This is a genomic window from Bradyrhizobium sp. Arg816 (assembly GCF_029989365.1).
Classification (GTDB): domain Bacteria; phylum Pseudomonadota; class Alphaproteobacteria; order Rhizobiales; family Xanthobacteraceae; genus Bradyrhizobium.
Window position 1 is genome coordinate 345,550 of sequence record NZ_JAPRAQ010000003.1, and the last position, 19,814, is coordinate 365,363.

General features: G+C 62.7%; 19 protein-coding genes. 13 read left to right on the forward strand and 6 right to left on the reverse strand.

Annotation, left to right across the window (positions count from 1 at the left end):
• Positions 1 to 78: 78 nt before the first annotated feature.
• Together OWC48_RS10375 and OWC48_RS10380 are read right to left on the reverse strand one after the other, a co-directional pair.
• Positions 79 to 5,235, reverse strand: coding sequence for an AAA family ATPase (locus OWC48_RS10375; RefSeq protein ID WP_282519896.1), 5,157 nt, complete (start codon positions 5,233 to 5,235; stop codon positions 79 to 81).
• 372 nt (positions 5,236 to 5,607) lie between these two features.
• On the reverse strand, positions 5,608 to 6,150 hold the full coding sequence (locus OWC48_RS10380; protein ID WP_306664269.1) for a YkgB family protein: 543 nt from the start codon (positions 6,148 to 6,150) through the stop codon (positions 5,608 to 5,610).
• Between the two features lie 461 nt (positions 6,151 to 6,611).
• Between OWC48_RS10380 and OWC48_RS10385 the strand changes: the two genes are divergently transcribed.
• From OWC48_RS10385 to OWC48_RS10445, 13 genes are all read left to right on the forward strand, one after another.
• Complete coding sequence (locus OWC48_RS10385; protein WP_282519898.1) at positions 6,612 to 6,977, forward strand: response regulator transcription factor; 366 nt, start codon at positions 6,612 to 6,614, stop codon at positions 6,975 to 6,977.
• A 212-nt stretch (positions 6,978 to 7,189) separates the two neighbouring features.
• Entirely contained in the window at positions 7,190 to 7,633 is a 444-nt protein-coding gene (locus OWC48_RS10390) for a sigma-70 family RNA polymerase sigma factor (RefSeq protein WP_223153778.1), read from the forward strand.
• A gap of 56 nt (positions 7,634 to 7,689) precedes the next feature.
• Positions 7,690 to 8,670 (forward strand): L-histidine N(alpha)-methyltransferase, encoded by a 981-nt coding sequence (gene egtD, locus OWC48_RS10395; RefSeq protein WP_282519899.1) that lies wholly within the window; start codon positions 7,690 to 7,692, stop codon positions 8,668 to 8,670.
• Positions 8,671 to 8,803: 133 nt separating this feature from the next.
• Complete coding sequence (locus tag OWC48_RS10400) at positions 8,804 to 9,058, forward strand: hypothetical protein (protein ID WP_282519900.1); 255 nt, start codon at positions 8,804 to 8,806, stop codon at positions 9,056 to 9,058.
• 37 nt (positions 9,059 to 9,095) lie between these two features.
• On the forward strand, positions 9,096 to 9,779 hold the full coding sequence (locus OWC48_RS10405; protein ID WP_282519901.1) for a sensor histidine kinase: 684 nt from the start codon (positions 9,096 to 9,098) through the stop codon (positions 9,777 to 9,779).
• Positions 9,780 to 9,798: 19 nt separating this feature from the next.
• Complete coding sequence (locus tag OWC48_RS10410) at positions 9,799 to 10,311, forward strand: YkgB family protein (RefSeq protein ID WP_282519902.1); 513 nt, start codon at positions 9,799 to 9,801, stop codon at positions 10,309 to 10,311.
• A 579-nt stretch (positions 10,312 to 10,890) separates the two neighbouring features.
• Positions 10,891 to 12,564 (forward strand): ATP-binding protein, encoded by a 1,674-nt coding sequence (locus tag OWC48_RS10415; protein WP_282519903.1) that lies wholly within the window; start codon positions 10,891 to 10,893, stop codon positions 12,562 to 12,564.
• Positions 12,565 to 12,566: 2 nt separating this feature from the next.
• Positions 12,567 to 13,181 carry a response regulator transcription factor gene (locus OWC48_RS10420; RefSeq protein ID WP_282519904.1) on the forward strand — a complete coding sequence of 205 codons (615 nt, stop codon included), beginning with the start codon at positions 12,567 to 12,569 and terminating at the stop codon, positions 13,179 to 13,181.
• A 346-nt stretch (positions 13,182 to 13,527) separates the two neighbouring features.
• A complete protein-coding gene (locus OWC48_RS10425) occupies positions 13,528 to 14,460 on the forward strand; it encodes a helix-turn-helix transcriptional regulator (protein ID WP_282519905.1) in 933 nt (310 codons plus the stop codon).
• A 187-nt stretch (positions 14,461 to 14,647) separates the two neighbouring features.
• On the forward strand, positions 14,648 to 15,499 hold the full coding sequence (locus tag OWC48_RS10430) for an alpha/beta fold hydrolase (RefSeq protein WP_282519906.1): 852 nt from the start codon (positions 14,648 to 14,650) through the stop codon (positions 15,497 to 15,499).
• A 59-nt stretch (positions 15,500 to 15,558) separates the two neighbouring features.
• The gene (locus OWC48_RS10435; protein WP_282519907.1) at positions 15,559 to 16,533 is read left to right on the forward strand and encodes a zinc-binding alcohol dehydrogenase family protein; all 975 of its coding nucleotides are present in this window, start codon (positions 15,559 to 15,561) and stop codon (positions 16,531 to 16,533) included.
• A gap of 32 nt (positions 16,534 to 16,565) precedes the next feature.
• Positions 16,566 to 17,336 (forward strand): SDR family oxidoreductase, encoded by a 771-nt coding sequence (locus OWC48_RS10440; RefSeq protein ID WP_282519908.1) that lies wholly within the window; start codon positions 16,566 to 16,568, stop codon positions 17,334 to 17,336.
• 121 nt (positions 17,337 to 17,457) lie between these two features.
• Positions 17,458 to 17,868 carry a DUF2000 family protein gene (locus tag OWC48_RS10445; RefSeq protein WP_282519909.1) on the forward strand — a complete coding sequence of 137 codons (411 nt, stop codon included), beginning with the start codon at positions 17,458 to 17,460 and terminating at the stop codon, positions 17,866 to 17,868.
• A 43-nt stretch (positions 17,869 to 17,911) separates the two neighbouring features.
• Here the strand turns inward: OWC48_RS10445 and OWC48_RS10450 are convergent, their stop codons facing one another.
• From OWC48_RS10450 to OWC48_RS10465, 4 genes are read right to left on the reverse strand one after another with little or no spacing between them, the layout of a single operon-like run.
• Positions 17,912 to 18,124, reverse strand: coding sequence for a hypothetical protein (locus OWC48_RS10450; RefSeq protein ID WP_282519910.1), 213 nt, complete (start codon positions 18,122 to 18,124; stop codon positions 17,912 to 17,914).
• Between the two features lie 45 nt (positions 18,125 to 18,169).
• Entirely contained in the window at positions 18,170 to 18,436 is a 267-nt protein-coding gene (locus tag OWC48_RS10455; protein ID WP_224517587.1) for a DUF6510 family protein, read from the reverse strand.
• A 5-nt stretch (positions 18,437 to 18,441) separates the two neighbouring features.
• The gene (locus OWC48_RS10460; protein WP_282519911.1) at positions 18,442 to 19,203 is read right to left on the reverse strand and encodes a ferredoxin reductase; all 762 of its coding nucleotides are present in this window, start codon (positions 19,201 to 19,203) and stop codon (positions 18,442 to 18,444) included.
• Entirely contained in the window at positions 19,190 to 19,807 is a 618-nt protein-coding gene (locus OWC48_RS10465) for a sulfite oxidase-like oxidoreductase (protein ID WP_212100660.1), read from the reverse strand. The genes OWC48_RS10460 and OWC48_RS10465 overlap by 14 nt, the downstream gene beginning before the upstream one ends.
• Positions 19,808 to 19,814 lie beyond the last annotated feature (7 nt).

A 19,814-nucleotide genomic window follows, 5' to 3' on the forward strand; every position in this document is an offset into this window, starting at 1 on the left:
CTACTCCCAACGCCAATCCCCAACAATAGCCGGGATCGGAGCCACGCTATGAGCCAGATTCCGACTTCGGGGCGTGGTTCAACCAACGGCAAAGCCGTCATCGATCGGTACGGTGAACTGGAAGACGGCTCCGCGCGGCTCGTTTGCAGCCGCCCAGAGTCTGCCGCCATGCGCCACGAGGATCGAGTGGCATATCGACAGTCCGACACCGAGGCCGCCCGACTTGGTGGTGTAGAAAGGTTCGAACAGCCGCGCTTGGCCCTCCGCAGACAAGCCTGGTCCCGAATCCGTGATCGATACGCGTATGCTCTCGGCATCTGCTCTCGCGGTCTGGATCAACAGCTCGCGCTTGCCCTCCGTTGTCTCGCTCATCGCCTCGATGGCGTTCAGGATCAGGTTGAGCGCGACCTGCTGCAGCTCGACGCGATCGCCGATGACCTTGGGCAGACGATCGGCGAACACCGTCTGGATCGAGACATCGTGCCGCGCCGCTTCGGCTTGCGTGAGTTCGATCACCTGACCGATGACGTTGTTGATCGCGAGGGAATCCCGTTTGGGCGGTGATTTCTTGACGAGATCCCGAATTCGCTCGATGACCTCGCTGGAGCGGATGCCGTTTTCGATGGCGCGTGTCAGCGCCCTGCGCGTCTGCGCCAGCGCCGGCGGTTGGTGATCGAGCCAGCTCAAGGCCGCTTGCGCGCTGGCGATGACGGCGGTGTTCGGCTGATTGACCTCGTGGGCGATCGACGCCGTCAGCTGTCCCATCACCGCCACGCGGTTAGCGTGGGCCAGCTCCATCTGAGCCTCGCGATAGCGCTGCTCGCGCTCCTGAAGCTCCCGGTACAGACGAGCGTTGTCGAGCGACGTCGCGGCCTCGGACGCGATAAATTTGAGAAGCGCGACCTTTGCGGGCGTAAACACGCCCTTCGCCAGATTGTTCTCGAGATACAGCAGTGCGACCAGGCCGCCTTGCTTCGTGAGCGGAATGATCAGGACCGACCGGGCACTCGTGAGCTGAATGTACCGATCCCCTCTGAAGGTTCCACTTTCCGCAGCTTCGTCGAGAATAACGCTCCCTTGCGTGCGAGCCGCGTACAGGACGAGCGACTCCGGGATTTCCGTCTGGGAGATCGGGCGATCGCACAGATCGACATTGATCGAAGCCCCCCGGGTCGTCGCTTCCGCGCGAATCCGCAGCGCCGCGTCCCGCTGCAAAATCAGCAATCCTCGTTCCGCGCCGGCGTGCTCGATGGTCGTGCGCATCAGAATGTCGATCAGCTTCTCGAGGACGATCTCGCCGGACACGGCCTCCGAGACTTTCAGGGCCGCCACGAGGTCCAGATGTTCGATCGGCGCACCGATCGTGTCAGTTGGGGTGGCCATGGGTGCGTTCTCCGCAAGGTGCGGATACATGTCGTCGATCTGGCGTACCTTGCCATCGGCTCCCCACTGCGAATAGGCGTCGCGCGCGTTCCGACGGTATATGTTAGCGAACGCGTCATAATCGCGAGCCGCATAGAAGTTCGCAGCCAGTTCGTAAGCGAGACCCTCATCGGCAATGAGCCCGTTTGCGCGGGCCGAGCGAACTGCGTGTTCGTAAAGGCGCATTGCATCGGAGTCGCGGCCCTCCAGCCGGGCGATTTCGGCACCGACCAGCGCCGCGCAATGCGCGAAATTGTCCGGGCAGTTCTCCGCCCAGGCCTGGAGTTGCCGATGATGCCCGACAATCGTGTCGATGTGCCCCTGCTCGGCGGCGATCGCTTCCGGCACTGCAGCCAGAGAAAGCGCACTATAGAAGTGATACGAAGCTGCCTCCGCCGGAGTGAGCGGCGTCCATCGCCGCCGCTGCAGCTTCGACAGGATGCCGACCGCCGTTGCGTAGTCGCCGGCAAGAAAACGCGCCCGGAGCTTGAGGATCCAGTAAATGCACTCAGCGCGCCACAAATTCGGATTGGCGGCGAACTGCTGTTCGATCCGAAGCTCGTCGAACTGCTCGTCGTCGAAGGAGCCGAATGTCGGGGTCAACCCGCGGAGCGTCCGGAACAGCCCGCGTTGCGCGGCGATGATGTCCTCGATGAACCCGAACCTCATCTTCCGGACGAAGGCGAGGCCAGTCTCGGCCTCGTTCAGAATCTCGACGAGTGGATCGCCTGCCTGGAAAAGATTGCCATTCAGATTGCTGCAGCTGTAGGCGGCATAGGTAAGATCGCCGCTCCTGTGCGCGCTCTCGAAGGCGCGGCGAAGGAGATCGCGCGCGACCCTGAAGTGTCTGGTCCAGGGCACGACGTGGGCGCCGAATATCAGATAGGTCGCAGCCTGGAAGCGGCTTATTCCACGCTGCTCGACCAATTCATAACCGAGCTCTCCGAAGCGAAAGCCGGATTTGTAGTCGCCGAATTGCAGGCCGGCCACCATTCCGAGCTGCACATAAGCAACGCACGACCCGTCGCTGTGGCCCCACGCGAGCCCAAGATTGACGGCCCTGCAGATCGTGAGGGAAAGCAGGTTCATATCCGTGAAGAGGGCGGGCGGCAGCAGCTTTGTCAGGACATCCATCGTCGCAAGCGAGGCTGGGTCGCGCATCAAGGGTAGCTTGACGAGGTCTTCGATGCTGCGCTCCCCAATGCCCGTCCAGATAAGATCGTACTCGCGGCGCGCCTCCGCTTCAGTCGGGTTGGGAGACCAGTGCACGCCTAGCTGCCGCAGGTACCCCAGGCCGATTTCGACGGCGCGGCTGGATTGACCGAGCGTTGTATAGACGTCCATGCGCAGGCATGCGACGGCGGCCTGTTCGAGCGGGTTGGTCGCGCGCGTCGCCAGTGCAGTCAGGCGATCGTCGGCGACAGCCGGTTCGCCGGTCAGGAACTCGCATGCGGCCCGATTGATTTCCAGTGCGAAGGCAAGCTCGTGCCGCCGCGCCCAGCAATCGGCGGTCAGGAGTTCGCTTCCGGTGGAGAGATAGGCAAGTGCCGAGCTATAGGCCGAGGATGCCTTGGCGCGCTGGCCGGCAACCAAGTTGAGCTCGGCGAGTTGCTCGCGCTCGCCCGGCGAGCCGACGAGGGACAGGCCGCGGTTGAGCTGATTGACGATATCGAAGATCGCCACCTCGCGCTGCTCCGGCGGTGTGCGTGCCACCAGGATCCGGCCGATTCGCAAGTGCGACGCAGGCCTCGCGGACTCGGGAATCAGTGCGTAGGCGGCTTCCTGGACCCGGTCGTGCACGAACCTGCGGTGCCGGTCCTGACGCTCGACCAACTCGAGACGCACCGCGTCGACGAGATCCAGATCGACCTGCTGTTCCGATGTGCCGAGCATCAATGACAGCGTTGCGATCTCGGCGCTGCTGCCGAGGCATGCAAGCGTCTGCAAAGCCGTCCGCGTTTCTTCCGGCAGGCGGCTCAGCTTGTGGATCATCAAGTCAACGACGTTTTCGGTATAGCCTTTGGCATGGATGCGCTCGAGGTCCCACTGCCATTGGCCTGCCGCATGATCGAAGGCCAGCAACCGTTCTTCCGAGAGTGCGTGCAGGAACTGGATCAGGAAGAACGGATTGCCGCCGGTCTTCTCATGTATCCGTTGCGCCAATGGCGCGGCGCGGATCGGCTCGGAGCGAAGCGCATCCACGATGAAACGCTCGACGTCGGCGCGAATGAGGGGTGCCAGGCTGTGCGTCCGGATGCGCGCGCCCGAATCGTGAATTGCGGCGAGCTTGCGCCTCAGCGGATGGTTGGCATCGATCTCATTGCTGCGATAAGCGCCGATCAGCAAGAGGTGTTGCAGGTCCGATCTGGTCAGCAGCTCCTCGAGCAGATCGAGCGTCGCAGCATCCAGCCACTGCAAATCGTCGAGGAAGAGTACAAGCGGTCGATCCGATTGCGCGAAGACGCCGATGAAGCGCTGCAGGACGAGTTGAAATCGTCGCAGGGCGTCTTGCGGTGAGGCATCCGGGACCGGCGGCTGATCGCCGATGATCAGTTTCAATTCGGGAATCAGATCGACCATGAGCTGGCCGTTGGGCGTCAATGCTTCGCAGATAGCGTCGCGCCACGATGCGAGTTCGGCGTCATTCTTGGCGAGGAGGCGACGGACGATGCTTTGAAAGGCCTGTGCCAGCGTCGCATAAGGGATGTCGCGCTTGTACTGATCGAACTTGCCCGAGGCGAAAAGGCCACCGAGCGGGACCAGGGCTCTGTGCAACTCGTGGACTACGGCGGACTTGCCGATACCGGCATGGCCCGAGATCAAGACGAGCTCGGGCTTTCCACTCCGGGCGACGCGGTCGAACGCGTCGAGCAAGGCCTCGATCTCATGTTCCCTGCCGTAGAGCCGCTCGGGAATGCGGAGGCGGTCCGGTTGGTCCGCCTCGCCGGGCGTAAAGCCGTCAATCCGGCCTTGCGTCAGCCATTCGGCAAGGCAGTGCCCGAGGTCGTTCTTGAGGCCGGCGGCGGTCTGGTAGCGGTCCTCGGCCGTCTTGGCGAGAAGCTTCATGATGATCGCCGACACGGCGCGAGGCACGCCATCGACTCGTTCGGCAGGCGGAATGGCTCGTCTCGCGATGTGGCTGTGCACCCATTCCATCGGACTGGCCGCGGTGAACGGCAGTGCCCCCGTGAGCATCCGGTAGAACGTCACGCCGATTGCGTACAGATCGCTGCGGGAATCGACGGACCGGTTCATGCGGCCGGTCTGCTCGGGTGCCATATAGGCCAGCGTGCCCGCGATGGTCTCCGGCGGCTCGAGCTGCTGTCGCTCGCGTGGCAGGCGAGAGGCGAGGCCGAATCCGGTGATCCTGATCGCGCCCGCTGCGTCGACCAGGATGTTCGCCGGTTTCAGATCCTTGTGGATCAGGCCACGATGATGGAGCTGGGCGACCGCCCCGGAAATGGCGAGGGCCGATCGCAAGAAATGATCCAGCTTCATCGGCGCGCCGAGCAGCCGCTCGAGCGGCTCGCTGCCGGAGTCTTCCAATATCAGCAAGGCACGATCGCCATCGCGGATCAGCTGCAGCGGCCGCACGGCCCAGGCTCGATCGAGCTCGTCGCGCAAGGCATATTCGTGAGCGAACCGGTCGTGGAGCGCGGGCGGATGATCCGCCGCGGCTCTTACGGTCAAGACGCTGTTGACGTTGCCATTGGCGCCCCGGCGCCATTCGCGGCAAAAGACGCGCTCCCCGTCGTCCCACAGGAGTTCGAGACCGGCATCTCCGTTCGTGAGGATCGGCGAGGACACATTCATCCGCCGGACTCCGGAACTGACCGGCCGCCCCGTGGACAAGGCGCGCCAACCGTCCAATCGCCCCCTCATCAGCCTAATCCCCGAAAAGGTCCCCCACAACAGCACTCATCAGAACGAACCCGCCGGCTTCACGCTGCTCGCTCCTCTGGCCTCCAACATTCGAAGAGGCGGCCACAAAGGTTACAGGCAGATTTGATTTTGATCGGGAACTCCGGGGATCGGGAACTCTCCCGCGAGCCGCAGATTCCCTGGCTTGAGCGGGGGCAATTGCGGGGAGTCTTCGAGAGGTCGTTCAGCGTGGACAGCGTAAGATCTACAAGCCGTCGCCGCAAACCTACGCTCACGTGGAGAATGATCTTGGCGTCCGTCTCGCTATTGCATCGCTTCCTGTCGAACAATCCCGTCCTGAGCCGGCGACACGTCGGCTGCTGCCCGGAGGAGGTCCCGCTTGAGCAGATAGACGGAAGCCGCAAGCAGTACGACATCCTTCATGAGGAAGAGGAACGGCAACGTGGCCGCAGGAAAGCCGCCGGCCGGCGCGGCCCAGGCATCGGGGAAGAACGGAATGATCGTCACGGTGGCGACATAGGTCGCGCATGAACCCAGCGACCCCAGGACCGCCAGTCTTCTGCTCCAGAAGCCGAGCAGCAGGAGCAATCCAAACAACAGTTCCGCTGAACCCAGGAAGTAGGCCGCGCCGCGCACGCCAAACACCGGATACAGCCAGAAGATCAGCGGACCATTGCTGATGAACGGAATCAACGCGTGCGCTTCGTAGTCGAACCATTTCTGGCAGCTGAAGACGAAGAAGACGACGATCATCGCCACACGCGTGACATGGTAGTCAAAATCGCCTCTGACCAGATCGAGCTCGGACAGCTTCTTTATGAGATGGTCCATCTGATGTCGTCTCATCCTCGAGGTCGCGGATTGGCGCCAAGGGCGGCGTCGACGTCTGTCGCGTCCTGAACGGTAGCCAAGCTTCGAAGAGCGCGCTGTGCGCGGGTTATCGTGCATTTCTCAAACTTGCGCTGTTCGGCCGCAGGCGACCGGGATCGGCGTGGCCTGACATCGCGTCGCCTTTGGTGGCTCGCCCTTGGCACCGCAGACCCATACCAAAGTATGGGTCTGTGCATCACAATCGCGAGATTGTAGGAGCCACCCGCCGAACGCATCCTCGGGGCCGACATGCGCAACCGATCATGGCGCAGCTACTGGATTTTCCTCAGTTGGGGAGACCGAACATGTGCCTCTCGCGAACAAGCATCGAACGTCACGACAGCAGCCGCCTGGTCAACTGGGGAGCGGCTTGCGCTTCAATCGCCCGTGTTGCGATCGCGTTTCGATGACGATCGCGTCTTGCGAGGGTAAGTCAGGTGAAGGTCCCTTTCGTAGGAGTCGTCGATGACGACGAGGCCCTGTGCCTGTCTTTGGTGGATCTGATGCGATCGATCGGCTACCGCTCCGAGCCGTTTGACAGGGCCGAAGCGCTGCTGAGCTACGCCGGCCGGTTCAGCTTCGACTGCATCATTGCCGACGTTCACATGCCTGGAATGGGCGGGCTGAACCTCGTTCGCGAGCTCCAGCAGCAGAAGGTCGGAGCGCCGGTGATTCTCATTACCGCGCTTCCTCACAGGCAGCTGGACGCCGAAGCGGCCTCGATCGGCGCATTCTGCCTTCTCAGAAAGCCGTTCGAAACGAGCGCGCTGCTGGAGTGTCTCGACAGGAGCCTTCGAAGATGAAAGCGCTCTCGGGTGACGACATCACGTCCTCTATGGCGACGCAATCATCTGGCGGGGACGCGCCCGGGCGTGCAGGACCCCGGGAGGGTACGGATCCGCCGCGACATGATCGCCGGAAGATGGCCCGTTGGGAGAGATGGAACGATTGTTCGGAGCGATGGGGCCGGCTCCTGCTTGCGGCGCGAGCAGGGGACGGAGACGCATATGAGCGATTGCTGCGGGAGCTGGATCTGTGGCTCCGTGCCTACTACGCGCGCCGGCTTCCCTATCCCGCCGCCGACGATGCGAGGCAGGAGGTGCTCCTGGCCATTCACGCGAAACGCCACACGTTTGCGGCCTCGAAGCCCTTCGGCGCCTGGGTCACGGCGATTGCCCGCTATAAATGGGTCGATCGCGTGCGCGATGCGTCTCGCTACAGCGCGCTCGCGCTCGACGAAGACATCGCAATCGAGGATCACGAAGGTGCCGCGATCAGCGCTGCCGCGCTGGACCAGCTGCTTGGCCGATTGAAGCCTGCGCAAGAGAGCGTGATCCGCCTCGTGAAGCTCAATGGTCTGAGCATCGCGCGAGCGGCCGGTGCGACCGGACAGTCGGCGGCCCTGGTCAAGATCAATATCCATCGCGGCCTGAAGAAATTGTCGACATTGGTCTCCTGACGTCATTGCGGCCGCGGGCCGGGCCGACCGAGACGTCGTGCGAAGGAAAGCCGAAATTGCTTCAACTCCAGAACGAAATGCGATCTACGGTGGCCGACCTGACGGCGGCGTTCCGCTATGACATCATGGAAGGGCTGAGCCTCGCGCCAAAGGCAATTCCGGCGAGATGGCTTTATGACCGACGCGGATCGGCTCTGTTTGAAGCCATCACGCTGCTGCCCGAATACTACCCGACACGAACCGAGCGATCGATTCTTGCGTCCGCAGTATCGGAAATCGCCGCGCTCGCGGGGCCGGGCCGCGCGGTCGTAGAATTCGGCTCAGGCTCGTCGGCAAAGACGCGACTGTTGCTGGCAGAGACGGAGCCCTCCGCCTATGTGCCGATCGACATCTCGGGCGAGTTCCTCCGGGAGGTTGCGGCAGGCTTGTCGCATGCATTCCCGGCACTGCCGATCTATCCAACCGAGGCCGATTTCACCTATCCGTTTGCGCTTCCGGAAGAGATTGCCTCGACTGCGCGCCTCGGCTTCTTTCCGGGGTCGACGATCGGAAATCTGACCGTGCCTGCGGCGGTCGACCTGTTGCGGGCCATGGCGGCGACCCTGGGTGCCGGATCGATGCTGCTGATCGGCATCGATCGTATCAAGGATCAGGATTTTCTGCTGCCGGCATATGACGACACGCAGGGGCTGACGGCCGCATTCAATCTCAACCTCTTGCATCGGATCAACCGCGAGCTGGGCGGCTCGATTCCGCTGAGCGCGTTTCGCCATCTGGCGCGCTGGAATGATGCGGAGGCGCGTATCGAGATGCATCTGGAAGCCACGCGCGACGTCCGTTTCGAGGTCGACGGTCGCGTCTTCTCGTTGTCGAAGGGCGAGACCATCCACACGGAGAACAGCCTCAAATACGGGCGCAGGGATGCCTTCGTTCTGCTGCAGGCCGGCGGATGGAATCCCGTCGCCGATTGGACCGACGACAGCGGGCTCTTCTCGGTCATTCTCGCGGAGCAAAGGCCCGCGCCGGCGGCACCCTAGGTTGAATCGGGGCGCAGACGGAAACATTCCAACAATATCGCCTCAATCGGCGCAATCCACGAACAGCGAGGCCCGTACACATGCTGCATAATGTGCGCGTCATCATGGCAATCAACTGCGTTGAGGCGCGACCATGCAACTCCGTTCATCCCTCATCCTGAGCTTCGCCGCCATTCCCCTCACCGCGCTGGCAGATCCGCTGCCGGCGCCGTCGCCGAAAGCGCCGAGCCCGGCCGAGAGCGTCCAGGTGCAGCCGCGCGGCAATGAATTCATGCCGAATTCACTTGCCGAGGATGCGGTGCAGAAGCGCATTACCGACTTCAACCGGAAACTGGAAGGTCTGGACGCAGATCTCGACAAGAAGCTGAAAATCTGCCGCGGGTGTTGATCGATATCCGTTTCAACAAACAGCGATAGGTCCGCACATGAGGCACACTGTCACCGGTTCATTCCGCGACGGAAGCGGGTGCGCGAACTACGAGCGGATCGCCCCGATCCGGGATGACGCGCTCGAGGATGTCGTCAGGGAATTGCAGCATCGCATGCGCAATATCCTCAGCATCGTTCTGTGCTTCGTGAACAACACCGATGCGAATTCGACCGCCGATTTTCGCGAGGCGCTCTCGGCACGGATCGCGACCCTGTCCGATGCCTACAGGATGATCGAATCCGCGGGGGATCAGCGAGTGTCTCTCGCGGCGATGCTGGAGCGAACGCTCAAGCCGCACGCGATGTTTCACAGGGGCCGCATTCTGCTCGCGGGGCCGGACCTCACGCTGGAGCCGCACATCGCCTTGGCGCTGCACGTCATCATTCATGAGCTGGCGACCAACGCGACCAAGTACGGCGCGCTGACATCGACGGCAGGAGCCGTCGAGGTGATCTGGGAAAGCCCGCCCTATCTCGGCGGACAAGGTCTTGCGATCCAGTGGCGCGAGCGCGGCGGACCGATTGTGACCAAGCCGGAACGCAAGGGCTTTGGCACGCAACTGATCGCAAGGGCCCTGCCGGGCGCGCAGGTCGATCTCGACTTCGCACCGGACGGTCTTGTCTGCCGGCTTCTGATCGATCTCGGTCAGACGCTGACCACGCAAGGGCCCGTCAGTTAGGATCAGGAGGATCGACACCATGAGTACATTGGCGAGAGCCCCGCGCACATCGTTCGCAAGCAGGCTGCCGATATCGGGGCTGCTTGCGGGAGACCTGGATTACCACATCGTTCGGGCGTCGATGGTGATCCTGTTCTTCTTCTTCGGTTACCAGAAATGGTGGGCGTACGAGGCGGATCGCCTGGACCCCTTCATCAGCAACGGCCCGCTGATCTGGTGGCTCTATCCCGCTTTCGGCCATCAAGGTGCCAGCTGGTTCCTCGGCGTCTCCGAATGGACTTTTGGTGCTCTGATATTCGCGGGGTTCTGGAGCAAGCGCCTCGGCATTGTGGGCGCCCTTGGATCGACCGGTACCTTCATCGCAACAGTCACGATCATTCCGTTTATGCCGGATGGTTGGGACGCTGCTGCGGGCGGCTTTCCGGCGATGACGGGCAACGTTCCGTTCCTGATGAAGGATGTCGTGCTGCTTGCGGTGTCGTTGTATCTTCTGAAGCAGGACGCGGCGCGTGTTCTGCGACTTGAGGCTTGAGATACACTGCAAGGCAGATGCAGATCATGGCCAGCGCGAGCACGGGATAGTGCAACGAGACGGCCGCCGCGGCGAGGAAGCCGAGCAGGGTGGTCAAGGATCGCATGCGCATGATCGTGCGCGCCTGGCCCGGGATCTCCTCGATCGCCGGCCGGTCGACGGCTTCCCAGCACAGCAACAGATAGGTCGCGTTCACCAGGGCGAATACGCCGGCATAGACGGTGACGGGCAGCGGCGCCAGCCTTGAGCTCGCGATCCGATGCAGGCCTGCGCGGCAGTGTCTCGACGCCCCGATTTGGCCTGAACAGCAAGCGGGTCATGCCGGCGGCCAGCGGGGCGCAATGCCCGCGCTCCGCACTTTCGTAGACATTCGGAGCAACCGTCGCATCGGTTACACCTGCTTCGAAAAAAATCGGGGCAATGCGCAACGACGTGCATGGCGCTGGCTCGTGAACCGTGGCTCTCGCGACCAAACTTGGCAACGTTCTCAAGTCCCGTTACATGTTGCGGCGTACTGACGCGCTCTCGTCCCACCCCCCGATACGCAAGCGGCGAGGTGATGCGTCGAGACGCCTGGAAATGATTGTCACGACGAGACATCTCGGTATGAGGCTTGATAACGAGACGCACGAACTGGATCTGGTCGCGAAGGCGTTTCAGATCATCTCGAGAGAAATCAGCTATCAGGGATTGGCCAAGGCTCTCCTCATGGAGGCGCGGAGTTACTCCGGGGCCAGTCGGGGAGCGATCCTGCTCAGCGGGCAAAGAGAGTTGCTTGCCAAGGCCGATGCGAGCTTCCCGCGCGAGAGGGCGAACTTCCTTGCCTCCTTCCCGCCGCACGCCGAATTCCGCTTGCCGAGCGACCTTGCCGAAGAGGTGCTCGATCGAAAGCAAACGGTCGTGAGGCAAGCCGGCGCGGAGAGCTCCGCACTGATCGATCCCGCGAACCCGCCGTCTGGAAAGATAGCCCAGCTGTGCCTGCCGTTGATTCACCAGCACTGGGCGATCGGCGTTCTCTATCTGGAAGCGGATGGAGATGCGGATATCTTCACGCCGCGATGCGTCTGGGTGACATCCATGCTGGCCAATCAGGCCGCCGTCTCATTCGAATCGGTACGCCTGTTCGAGGCGTTGCGCGAGACCAACATGTGGATGGTCAGAGGTCAGCAGATCGGCGGGATGGGCAGCTATCGCTGGAACACGCGCACCTTGCTCTCCCGCGGATCGCGCGAATGTTACCGCATTCTGGATATCGACCTGGACGTGAACCCCGTGCCCTTCGAGGTGTTCAGGAGCCGGGTCCACCCCGAGGATTATCCCGCACTGGAGCAGGCGCTCACCGAAGCGATCAGCACGAAGTCACCCTTCACCCACGAGTACCGCGTGGTCCACCGGGACGGCAAGACGTTGCATGTCGTGGCCGTCGGGCAATTCGATGAGGGGCCCACGGGAGACCTCGAGCTGGAAGGCATCATCACGGACGTCTCGCAACGGAAGGCGGCGGAGCAGGCTCTCGCCGACGCGCGAAACGAGCTTGCGCGGGCGACGGGTCTGACGTCCCTTGGCGAGCTCGCCGGCTCGATCATTCACGAGATCGATCAGCCGCTAACGGGCATGATCATGAGCGCGGAAGCTTGCCTCCGGTGGCTCGCCCGCGATCCCGTTCAAGCGGCGGAGGCCCGGAAATCGGTCGCGCGCATCATCAGGCAGGCACGTCGAGCCGCGGAGGTTGTGACCGGGGTCCGCTCTCTGGTGCGGGGCACGCAGGTCCATTTTGCCGAGTTCGATATCAACGATGCGGTTGCGGAGGTTCTGCTTCTGTCGAAAAGGGAAATCGAGCGCGCCGGGGTCGTCGTCCGTACCGACTTCGATCGATCATCGCCCCGTGTCGAGGCAGACCGTGTTCAGGTCCAGCAGATCGCCCTCAACCTCGTGCGCAACGCGATCGAGGCCATGGCCGGGGTCGAGGACGGGAACCGCATTTTGGCCCTCTCTTCGGGGGTCGTCGATGGTATGATTTCCGTGGCAATCGCGGATACGGGGGGCGGCATCAGCCCGGCCGATAGAGAGCGGGTCTTCGAGACGCTCTATACGACGAAGGGAGCGGGACTCGGTCTGGGACTGTCGATCTGCCGCAAGATAGTGAAACTCCACGGAGGACAGCTATGGGTGGAAGAAAACGGGAGGTGCGGAGCGAAGTTCACCTTCGCTCTCCCGCTTCGCCAGGCGGTTCAGTCGTCGGAAAGCCGGTAGACATGCCTCCTTCCGGTGTCGTTCATATCGTCGACGACGACCGCGCGGTTCGCGAGTCCCTTGGCGATCTGCTCGAGTCCCTGCACTACAAAGTCGCCTTGTACGGATCTGCCTCGGATTTCCTGGAGGTTGAACTGTCGGATGCCCCTGCGTGTCTGGTGCTCGATGTCAGATTGCCCGGCACGAGTGGCCTGGAGCTGCAGGAGTACCTGACGAAAATCAACGTCGGAATCCCGGTGATCCTGATGACCGCCTTTGGCGACATTCCCATGTCGGTAAGAGGCATGAAGCTGGGGGCGGTCGATTTTCTCACCAAGCCGATACGGGATCAGGATCTGCTCGACGCGATCACTGCCGCGATCCGAAAGGACATCGATCGGCGCGACGACAACGCGCACCTTGCGCAGTTGCAGGAGAAGTTTTCACTCCTGACCACGCGCGAGCGGCAAGTGATGACGCTGGTGGCATCCGGTCTGATGAACAAGCAGGTCGCCAGCGAGCTCTCGATCAGCGAAGCGACGGTCAAGATGCATCGTGGCAGCGTGATGCGGAAGCTCGGGGCAAAAACCGCGGCGATGCTCGTTCGAATGGCCGAAGCGCTCCAACTCCAGGGCTGAGGCTTCGCCTCCGGGACTGGCATCTCGTGCCGAATCATCTCGGCGCCGTCCCTGCACGCGACCCATACCTAAGTATGGGCCGGAACAGCACAAGCGTGAGATTGTCCGCGAGCGCGATGAAAAGCATGTTGCCCCTGTGCGGTGCTGTCAGCCGGCGTTGGCAGCGCGCCTTGACCGGAGAGGTAACGCCACGTGCAGCTTGCGGCTTCAACGCCCGTATCCGGGCGATCAGGGCATCTCCTCCGTGCAGAAATTCGTTGACGATTGGACGCGGCCATCCGGAGCACAGAACAGGGCGACGACGATGGGGATGTACGTATCAAATTCGAGTGAGAGCACGCCAAGGATGGCGGTCTCCGCTTCGCCAATCCGGCCGGTGGACGAGACGCTGTCGTCCAGGCCGTCCGACGCCGCGCTTCATCCGACGGTCAGCATAACGCCGTCCGAGCCGGTGAAGCGCCTTGGGATCGGCTGGCGCTGGTGGTTTTCGGAGAGCGTTCACCTGCCGGTCGGCAACAGGATTGAATTTCGCTTTCAGGGATCGAGACATCTCCTGGCGTTGTACAACGAGGGAGCGCGGAAAAGCGGTGAGACCTCCATCGATGGCCTCTGCTCGTCGAAGCTGCGAGGCTCCGAGCACAGGCTGACCTTTGTCCCGGCGGGACGCGCTTATCAGGAATGGCATGAGGCCGCCTCGTCTGCGCAGGTGACCTTCCTCTATTTCGATCCGGCCGCGCTTCACAAGTCCGACGACGGCGCGGCCGGGCTCGCGCCAAGAATATATTTCGAGGATCCGCTGGTCTGGGAGACCGCCTCCAAATTGAAGAAGGCGATCGAGAGCGCCGAGACGAATTGCGCGCCCTACCTCGAGGCGCTCTGCGGCGTGCTCGCCCACGAGCTTTCCAGGTCCGATCACGATGTTGTTCGCGAGCCGGCAGCGGTCAGTCGTGGAGGTCTCGCGGGTTGGCAAAAGCGTGTCGTGGTCGAGTACGTCGAGGCGCATCTGGGAGAACAAGTCTGCCTCCTGAAGCTCGCCGAGCTCGCCAGGCTCAGCGTTCACCACTTCTGCCGTGCTTTCAAGAAGTCGTTCGGGATCCCGGCCTACCAGTATCAGGTGCAGCGACGCATGGAGTTCGCCAAGCTGCGGCTGGCGGATCGGGCAGTATCGATTACCGACATCGCACTCAGCCTGGGCTACGCGCAAACGAGCTCCTTCAGCTCCGCCTTTCGCAAAGCGACGGGTTGGACTCCTACGGACTATCGCAGGGGGTTCGAATGAAGAGTTCCGAGGCGCGATAGATCGGGCAGAGCAGGGGACAGGCAGTCTCGTACGGGCAGAAATCCCCGGGGAGTCTGTAACCGGATCGCCCCGAGCCACGAAATGTTCAGGTGAGACCCCCTCGAATCGGCTGCCATCAGATCATCGATTTCACCGGGCGCAACAGGCGTCGAGGGAAGGACCTCAGATGACGAGCATTCGATACCGCAAGGCGGACGTGGACGGACTGAACGTATTCTATCGGGAGGCTGGCCGGGCTGACGCGCCCGCCTTGCTGCTGCTGCACGGATTTCCGACCGCCGGCCACATGTTCCGCGAGCTGATCCCGGCGCTCTCGGATCGCTTCCGACTGGTGGCGCCGGATTTGCCCGGGTTCGGGCAGTCCGACATGCCGGCTCGCGAAAGCTTTGCCTATACGTTCGCCGCGTTGGCGCAGGTGATCGAACGATTCACGGAAGTCATCGGACTCGCCCGTTTCTCGCTCTACGTTTTCGACTATGGCGCGCCGACGGGCTTTCGGATGGCTCTTCGACATCCCGAGCGCATCGTTTCCATCATCTCGCAGAATGGCAACGCCTATGAGGAGGGATTGAGCGAAGGCTGGAGCCCGATCCGGGCTTACTGGCAAGATGCATCGCAAGCGAATCGCGCGGTGCTGCGATCATTCCTTTCGCCAGAGACGACGGTCTGGCAATACACCCACGGGGTGCCTGACGCCTCCCTGATCTCCCCTGATGGCTTCACGCTGGACAACCATTATCTCGAGCGCCCAGGCGCGGACGAGATCCAGCTCGATCTGTTCGGCGACTACAGGACCAACGTCGCCATGTATCCGGAATTCCAGGCCTACTTCCGCAAGCGCAAGCCGCCTTTCATGGCGGTCTGGAGCAAGAACGATCCCTTTTTCCTGCCGGCGGGCGCGACGGCGTTTCAGCGCGACATGCCGGCTGCCGAAGTGCGCTTCTTCGACACGGGGCACTTTGCGCTCGAGACTCATGCTCGGGAGATCGCGGCGGCGATCGGTGATTTTCTTGCCTAGCCAAATTCAAATGGGTAGCCGCCGCTTCCCTCGCCGCGGCAGATGTCAGGAGAACCATCATGCGCGCTATCGTTCTTGATAAATTCGGTGGCTTGGACAGCCTCGTCTATCGGGACGTTCCGGAACCGGAGCCGCAGCTCGGTCATGTCGTCATCGAGGTCAAGGGATTCGGCATCAATCATGCGGAAATGCACATGCGCCGGGGTGAATGGGCCGAAGCGGCGCCGATCAGCGGCATCGAATGCGTCGGTCTCGTGAAGTCGTGTCCGGGCGGAGAATTTCCGGTGGGCGCCAAGGTGGCCGCACTGATGGGCGGTCTCGGCCGGACCATCAACGGCAGCTATGCCGAATATACGCGTGCGCCCGTCTCGAACGTCGCATCGATCGATGCGGACTTGCCCTGGGCCGAGCTCGCAGCGATCCCCGAAACCTTCGCGACGGCATGGACCGGTCTGTTCCGAAATCTCGATCTCGCGAAAGGTCAGGTTCTCGTGATTCGCGGAGCGACCTCCTCGTTCGGTCAGGCCGCACTCAAGCTCGCGGTCAATGCCGGCGCGCGCGTTATCGCGACGACGCGCAGCCGGGAGCGCTTTGCCATGCTGGAGAAGCTCGGAGCCGCGCGGTGCGAAATCGAACGGCGCGATCTGTCAAAGCATCTGCCCGAGGCGAAGCAGGTCGACGCAGTCCTGGACCTTGTCGGCAACAGTGTCGCGCTCGACTCCCTCGCCATACTTCGCCGCGGCGGCCGCTCCTGTCTCGCCGGCTGGCTCGGCGGGCTTGATCCGATTCCGGATTTCAATCCGCTGCTGCAGATGCCGAGTGGCGTCTATCTGACCTTCTTCGGCAGCTTCGTGTTCGGCACGCCCGGGTTTCCGCTCTCCGACGTGCCGTTGCGGGAAATCGCCGCCGACGCAGCGGCCGGCCGGCTGGACGTCAAGCCGGCGCGAGTCTTTCGCTTCGACGAGATTCGCGAGGCGCATCGCGTCATGGAGGCGAACGAGGCAGTCGGAAAGATGGTCGTCGTTCGCGACTGATATTTACAAGCTTGGCATTCGGGAGGGGTCATATGTCTAAATCAGTCGCGATCGTGACGGGGGCGAGCCAGGGGATCGGCCGGGCGACCGCGGTGCGCCTGGCGCGCGATTTCTCGGCGGTTGCCCTGGTCGCGCGAAACCGCGCCAATCTCGAGGACACCGCAAAGGCGGTCAGGGCCGCCGGCGCCGGGGTGCTGGTGATCGATGCCGATCTGGCCGAACCTCGCGCTGCTCAATCTGTCGTCGACCAGACCTTGGCGGCGTTCGGCCGGATCGATGCCCTGCTCAATATCGCAGGCGCGGTACCTCAGGTCGATCTGTTCGAGACGACGGAGGCGCAGTGGGAGGCCGGACTGGCGTTGAAGCTGCACGGCGCCCGGCGGCTCACGATCGCCGCCTGGCCGTCGCTCATGGCTGCGAAGGGGGCGGTGGTGTTGATGTCGGGAAACTCGGCCTCCTTCCCCAAGGCGCCCTATGCCGCGGTCGGCACCATCAACGCTGCAATCGTTGCCTTGGCAAAGGCGTTCTCCGACAAGGGAATCAGCGATGGCGTCCAGGTCAACAGCGTCCTGCCGGGGCCGGTGATGACGGGCCGCCGCCGCTCCTACCTCGAGCACTGGGCGCCCCTGCACAACATGACCGTCGAGGAAGCCACGGCGAAGTTTCCCAAGGACGCCGGGATCGCGCGTTACGGCGAGCCGGAAGAGATTGCCGAGTTGATGGCGTTCCTGGTATCGCCCGGCGCGCGCTGGATGACCGGCTCGGCGTTGCGGATGGACGGCGGCGAGGTGAAGTCGATATAATCGGTCTGCACCCGAAGGGCGTCCGCGGAAATGGGCCGCCTGCAACAGCGTTCGATGCGCGCAAGCTTGGGAAGGGCCCTTTCGCTCTTCGCCAGCGTTGAGGAATAGCGACAAAGCCGTCATGCAATTTGACACCAAGATCGCGGTCGTGGTCCGCACCGACCTTGAGCCGTGGCAGAAGCTGAACGTGGCCTCCTTCCTCGCCAGCGGGATCGCGGCGGCCTTTCCGGCTTGCATCGGCGATCCCTACGAAGACGGCTCCGGGACGAAATATCTGCCGCTGATCGGCCAGCCCATCCTGATCTATGGCGCCGACGGCGCGGCACTATCACGCGCGCTCGATCGCGCACTGACGCGCGGAGTGACGCCGGGGCTCTATACCGAGGACATGTTCAGGACTGCTCACGACGCCGCCAACCGCGAAGTCGTGAAGGCAGTTTCCCGCACGGACCTGAATCTGGTTGGGATTTCGATGCGCGCTGAGCGCAAGGTGATCGACAAGATCGTCGACGGGTTGAAATTTCACGGCTGACGCTTCCGGGACCTGTTCGCCGCGCTCGCGCCGGCCGGCCTTTTTAGTCTTCCCGAGCTCTAGCTCTGAGGAGCTCGTCGCGGCGCCTGATCAGAATCTCGAGCCGCGCGGCCTGATCGTCAATTCGCTGGCCGACGAGCTCTTCGCTCATCGCGATAGAATATGAGGCGGCCTGTTCGATCAACTCGCGAAGCTTCGTCGCCGTGGCGGCAATCTGGCGCTCGATTTCAGCGAGGTGGATGTCTTCACCGTGCATGGGGGTCTTTGATTTCGGAGTTTGGCGGGCGATCGGGCGTGGCCTTCAGAAGTACAGGTGCCGGGCACCGTGCATTTCAAGGACACATCCCCTCTGAGTGCGCGTCGCCTTCATCAGATCGCTTCCGCAATCGGCGCACTTGACGAGCGCCTCCAGCGGCCCGCCGTCGACGGCCAGAGAGCCAAGGCAGGACACCGTGTTGCATGCCGCACACCGAATCTTCGTCAGGGTGATGTCAAAGGCAAAGGCTTCTTGAAGCAAATGTGTGCCGGGATCACCGCCAAGGATGAGGTCGGCGATGTTGTCTGCCATGGCGATCATGCTCCTGTTGGTCCGAAACGCTCGGTTCTTATGGCGAGAGGGTCGAAGCCGAGCTTCACGAGCATGCTCGAGACGCCTTCGACAAACCCCGTGGGACCGCAAATGAAGAAAATGGGATTTTGCTCGCGCCTAAAGCTGCTCTCTGCGAGCAGAGCCTCGTTGACCCGCCCCCGATGTCCGTTCCAGTCGCTCGGATGCTCGCGGGTGAGCGCATAGACCAAGCGCAGGTCGCGATCGCCGCGAGCCATCGTATCGAGTTCATCCCGGTACACGATTTCGGCAAGGCTGCGTGCCGAATAGATCAATGATGCCGGTATGGGTGCGGGCGACCTCCTGCGGTGGCGTAGCATAGCCATCAGCGGCGTAATCCCGGTGCCACCCGCGACCAGGCAAATCGGTCCACCGCGCGTTTGGCTCCAGATGAAATGCCGCCCAATGGGTCCACGAAATTCAAGAGCGTCACCAACCCGCAATTCGTCGAGGAGATAGGAGGACACCTCACCGTCCTCGACCCGTTCCACGGTGAGCGTGAGCAGTTTCTCTTCCGGAGGCGACGCGATCGAGTAGCTTCGTTCGGCCTGATAGCCGTCATCGGCGGTGAGACGGATGTCGACGTGCTGGCCGGGCCAGTGCCCGGACCAGTTGGCCGGCTGCAGGATGATGCTCTTCACCCGGCTTGTCTCGGCCACGATGGCCTGCACGCGACCGGTCTGCCACGCGATCCTGGGCTGCTGCAGAGGCGCATCAGTCTCCGTCATAACGTTGCTCCCGCCAGGGATCGCCATAGTTGTGATAACCACGCGATTCCCAGAACCCAGGCTCGTCCTTGGGCATGAAGCGGAGCCTTCGCAGCCATTTTGCGCTCTTCCAGAAGTAAAGATGCGGCACCAGGAGTCGCGCGGGGCCGCCGTGCGCCGGGGCGAGCGGCAGACCCTCATAGCGGGTCGCGATCATCGCCTTTCCAGCGACCAGGTCGGCCACCGGAAGGTTCGTCGTGTATCCGCCGTCGCAATGCGCCATGACATAGGCGTCCGGCGGCTCGCTCAGCCCGACCACCTTGAGAAGATCGTCGAAGCTGACGCCCTGCCAGACCGTGCTGAGCTTCGTCCATTTCGTGACGCAGTGAATGTCGACCGTGATCGTGGTCTGGGGCAGTGCCTCGAATTCGTCCCAGGTCCATTTCCCCAGCAACGACCCGCCGAGTTGAAGCGCAATCTTCCAGTCGGCGACACGGATATCCGGCGTGGGGCCGGCGGACAGCACCGGGAAGTCGGTCGTCAGATACTGGCCCGGCGGCAGCCGTACGGCTTCGGGTGCCTGTCGCTTGGATTTGAAGCCGCGAGAAACGGGAGGTCGGTCCATGGAAGCG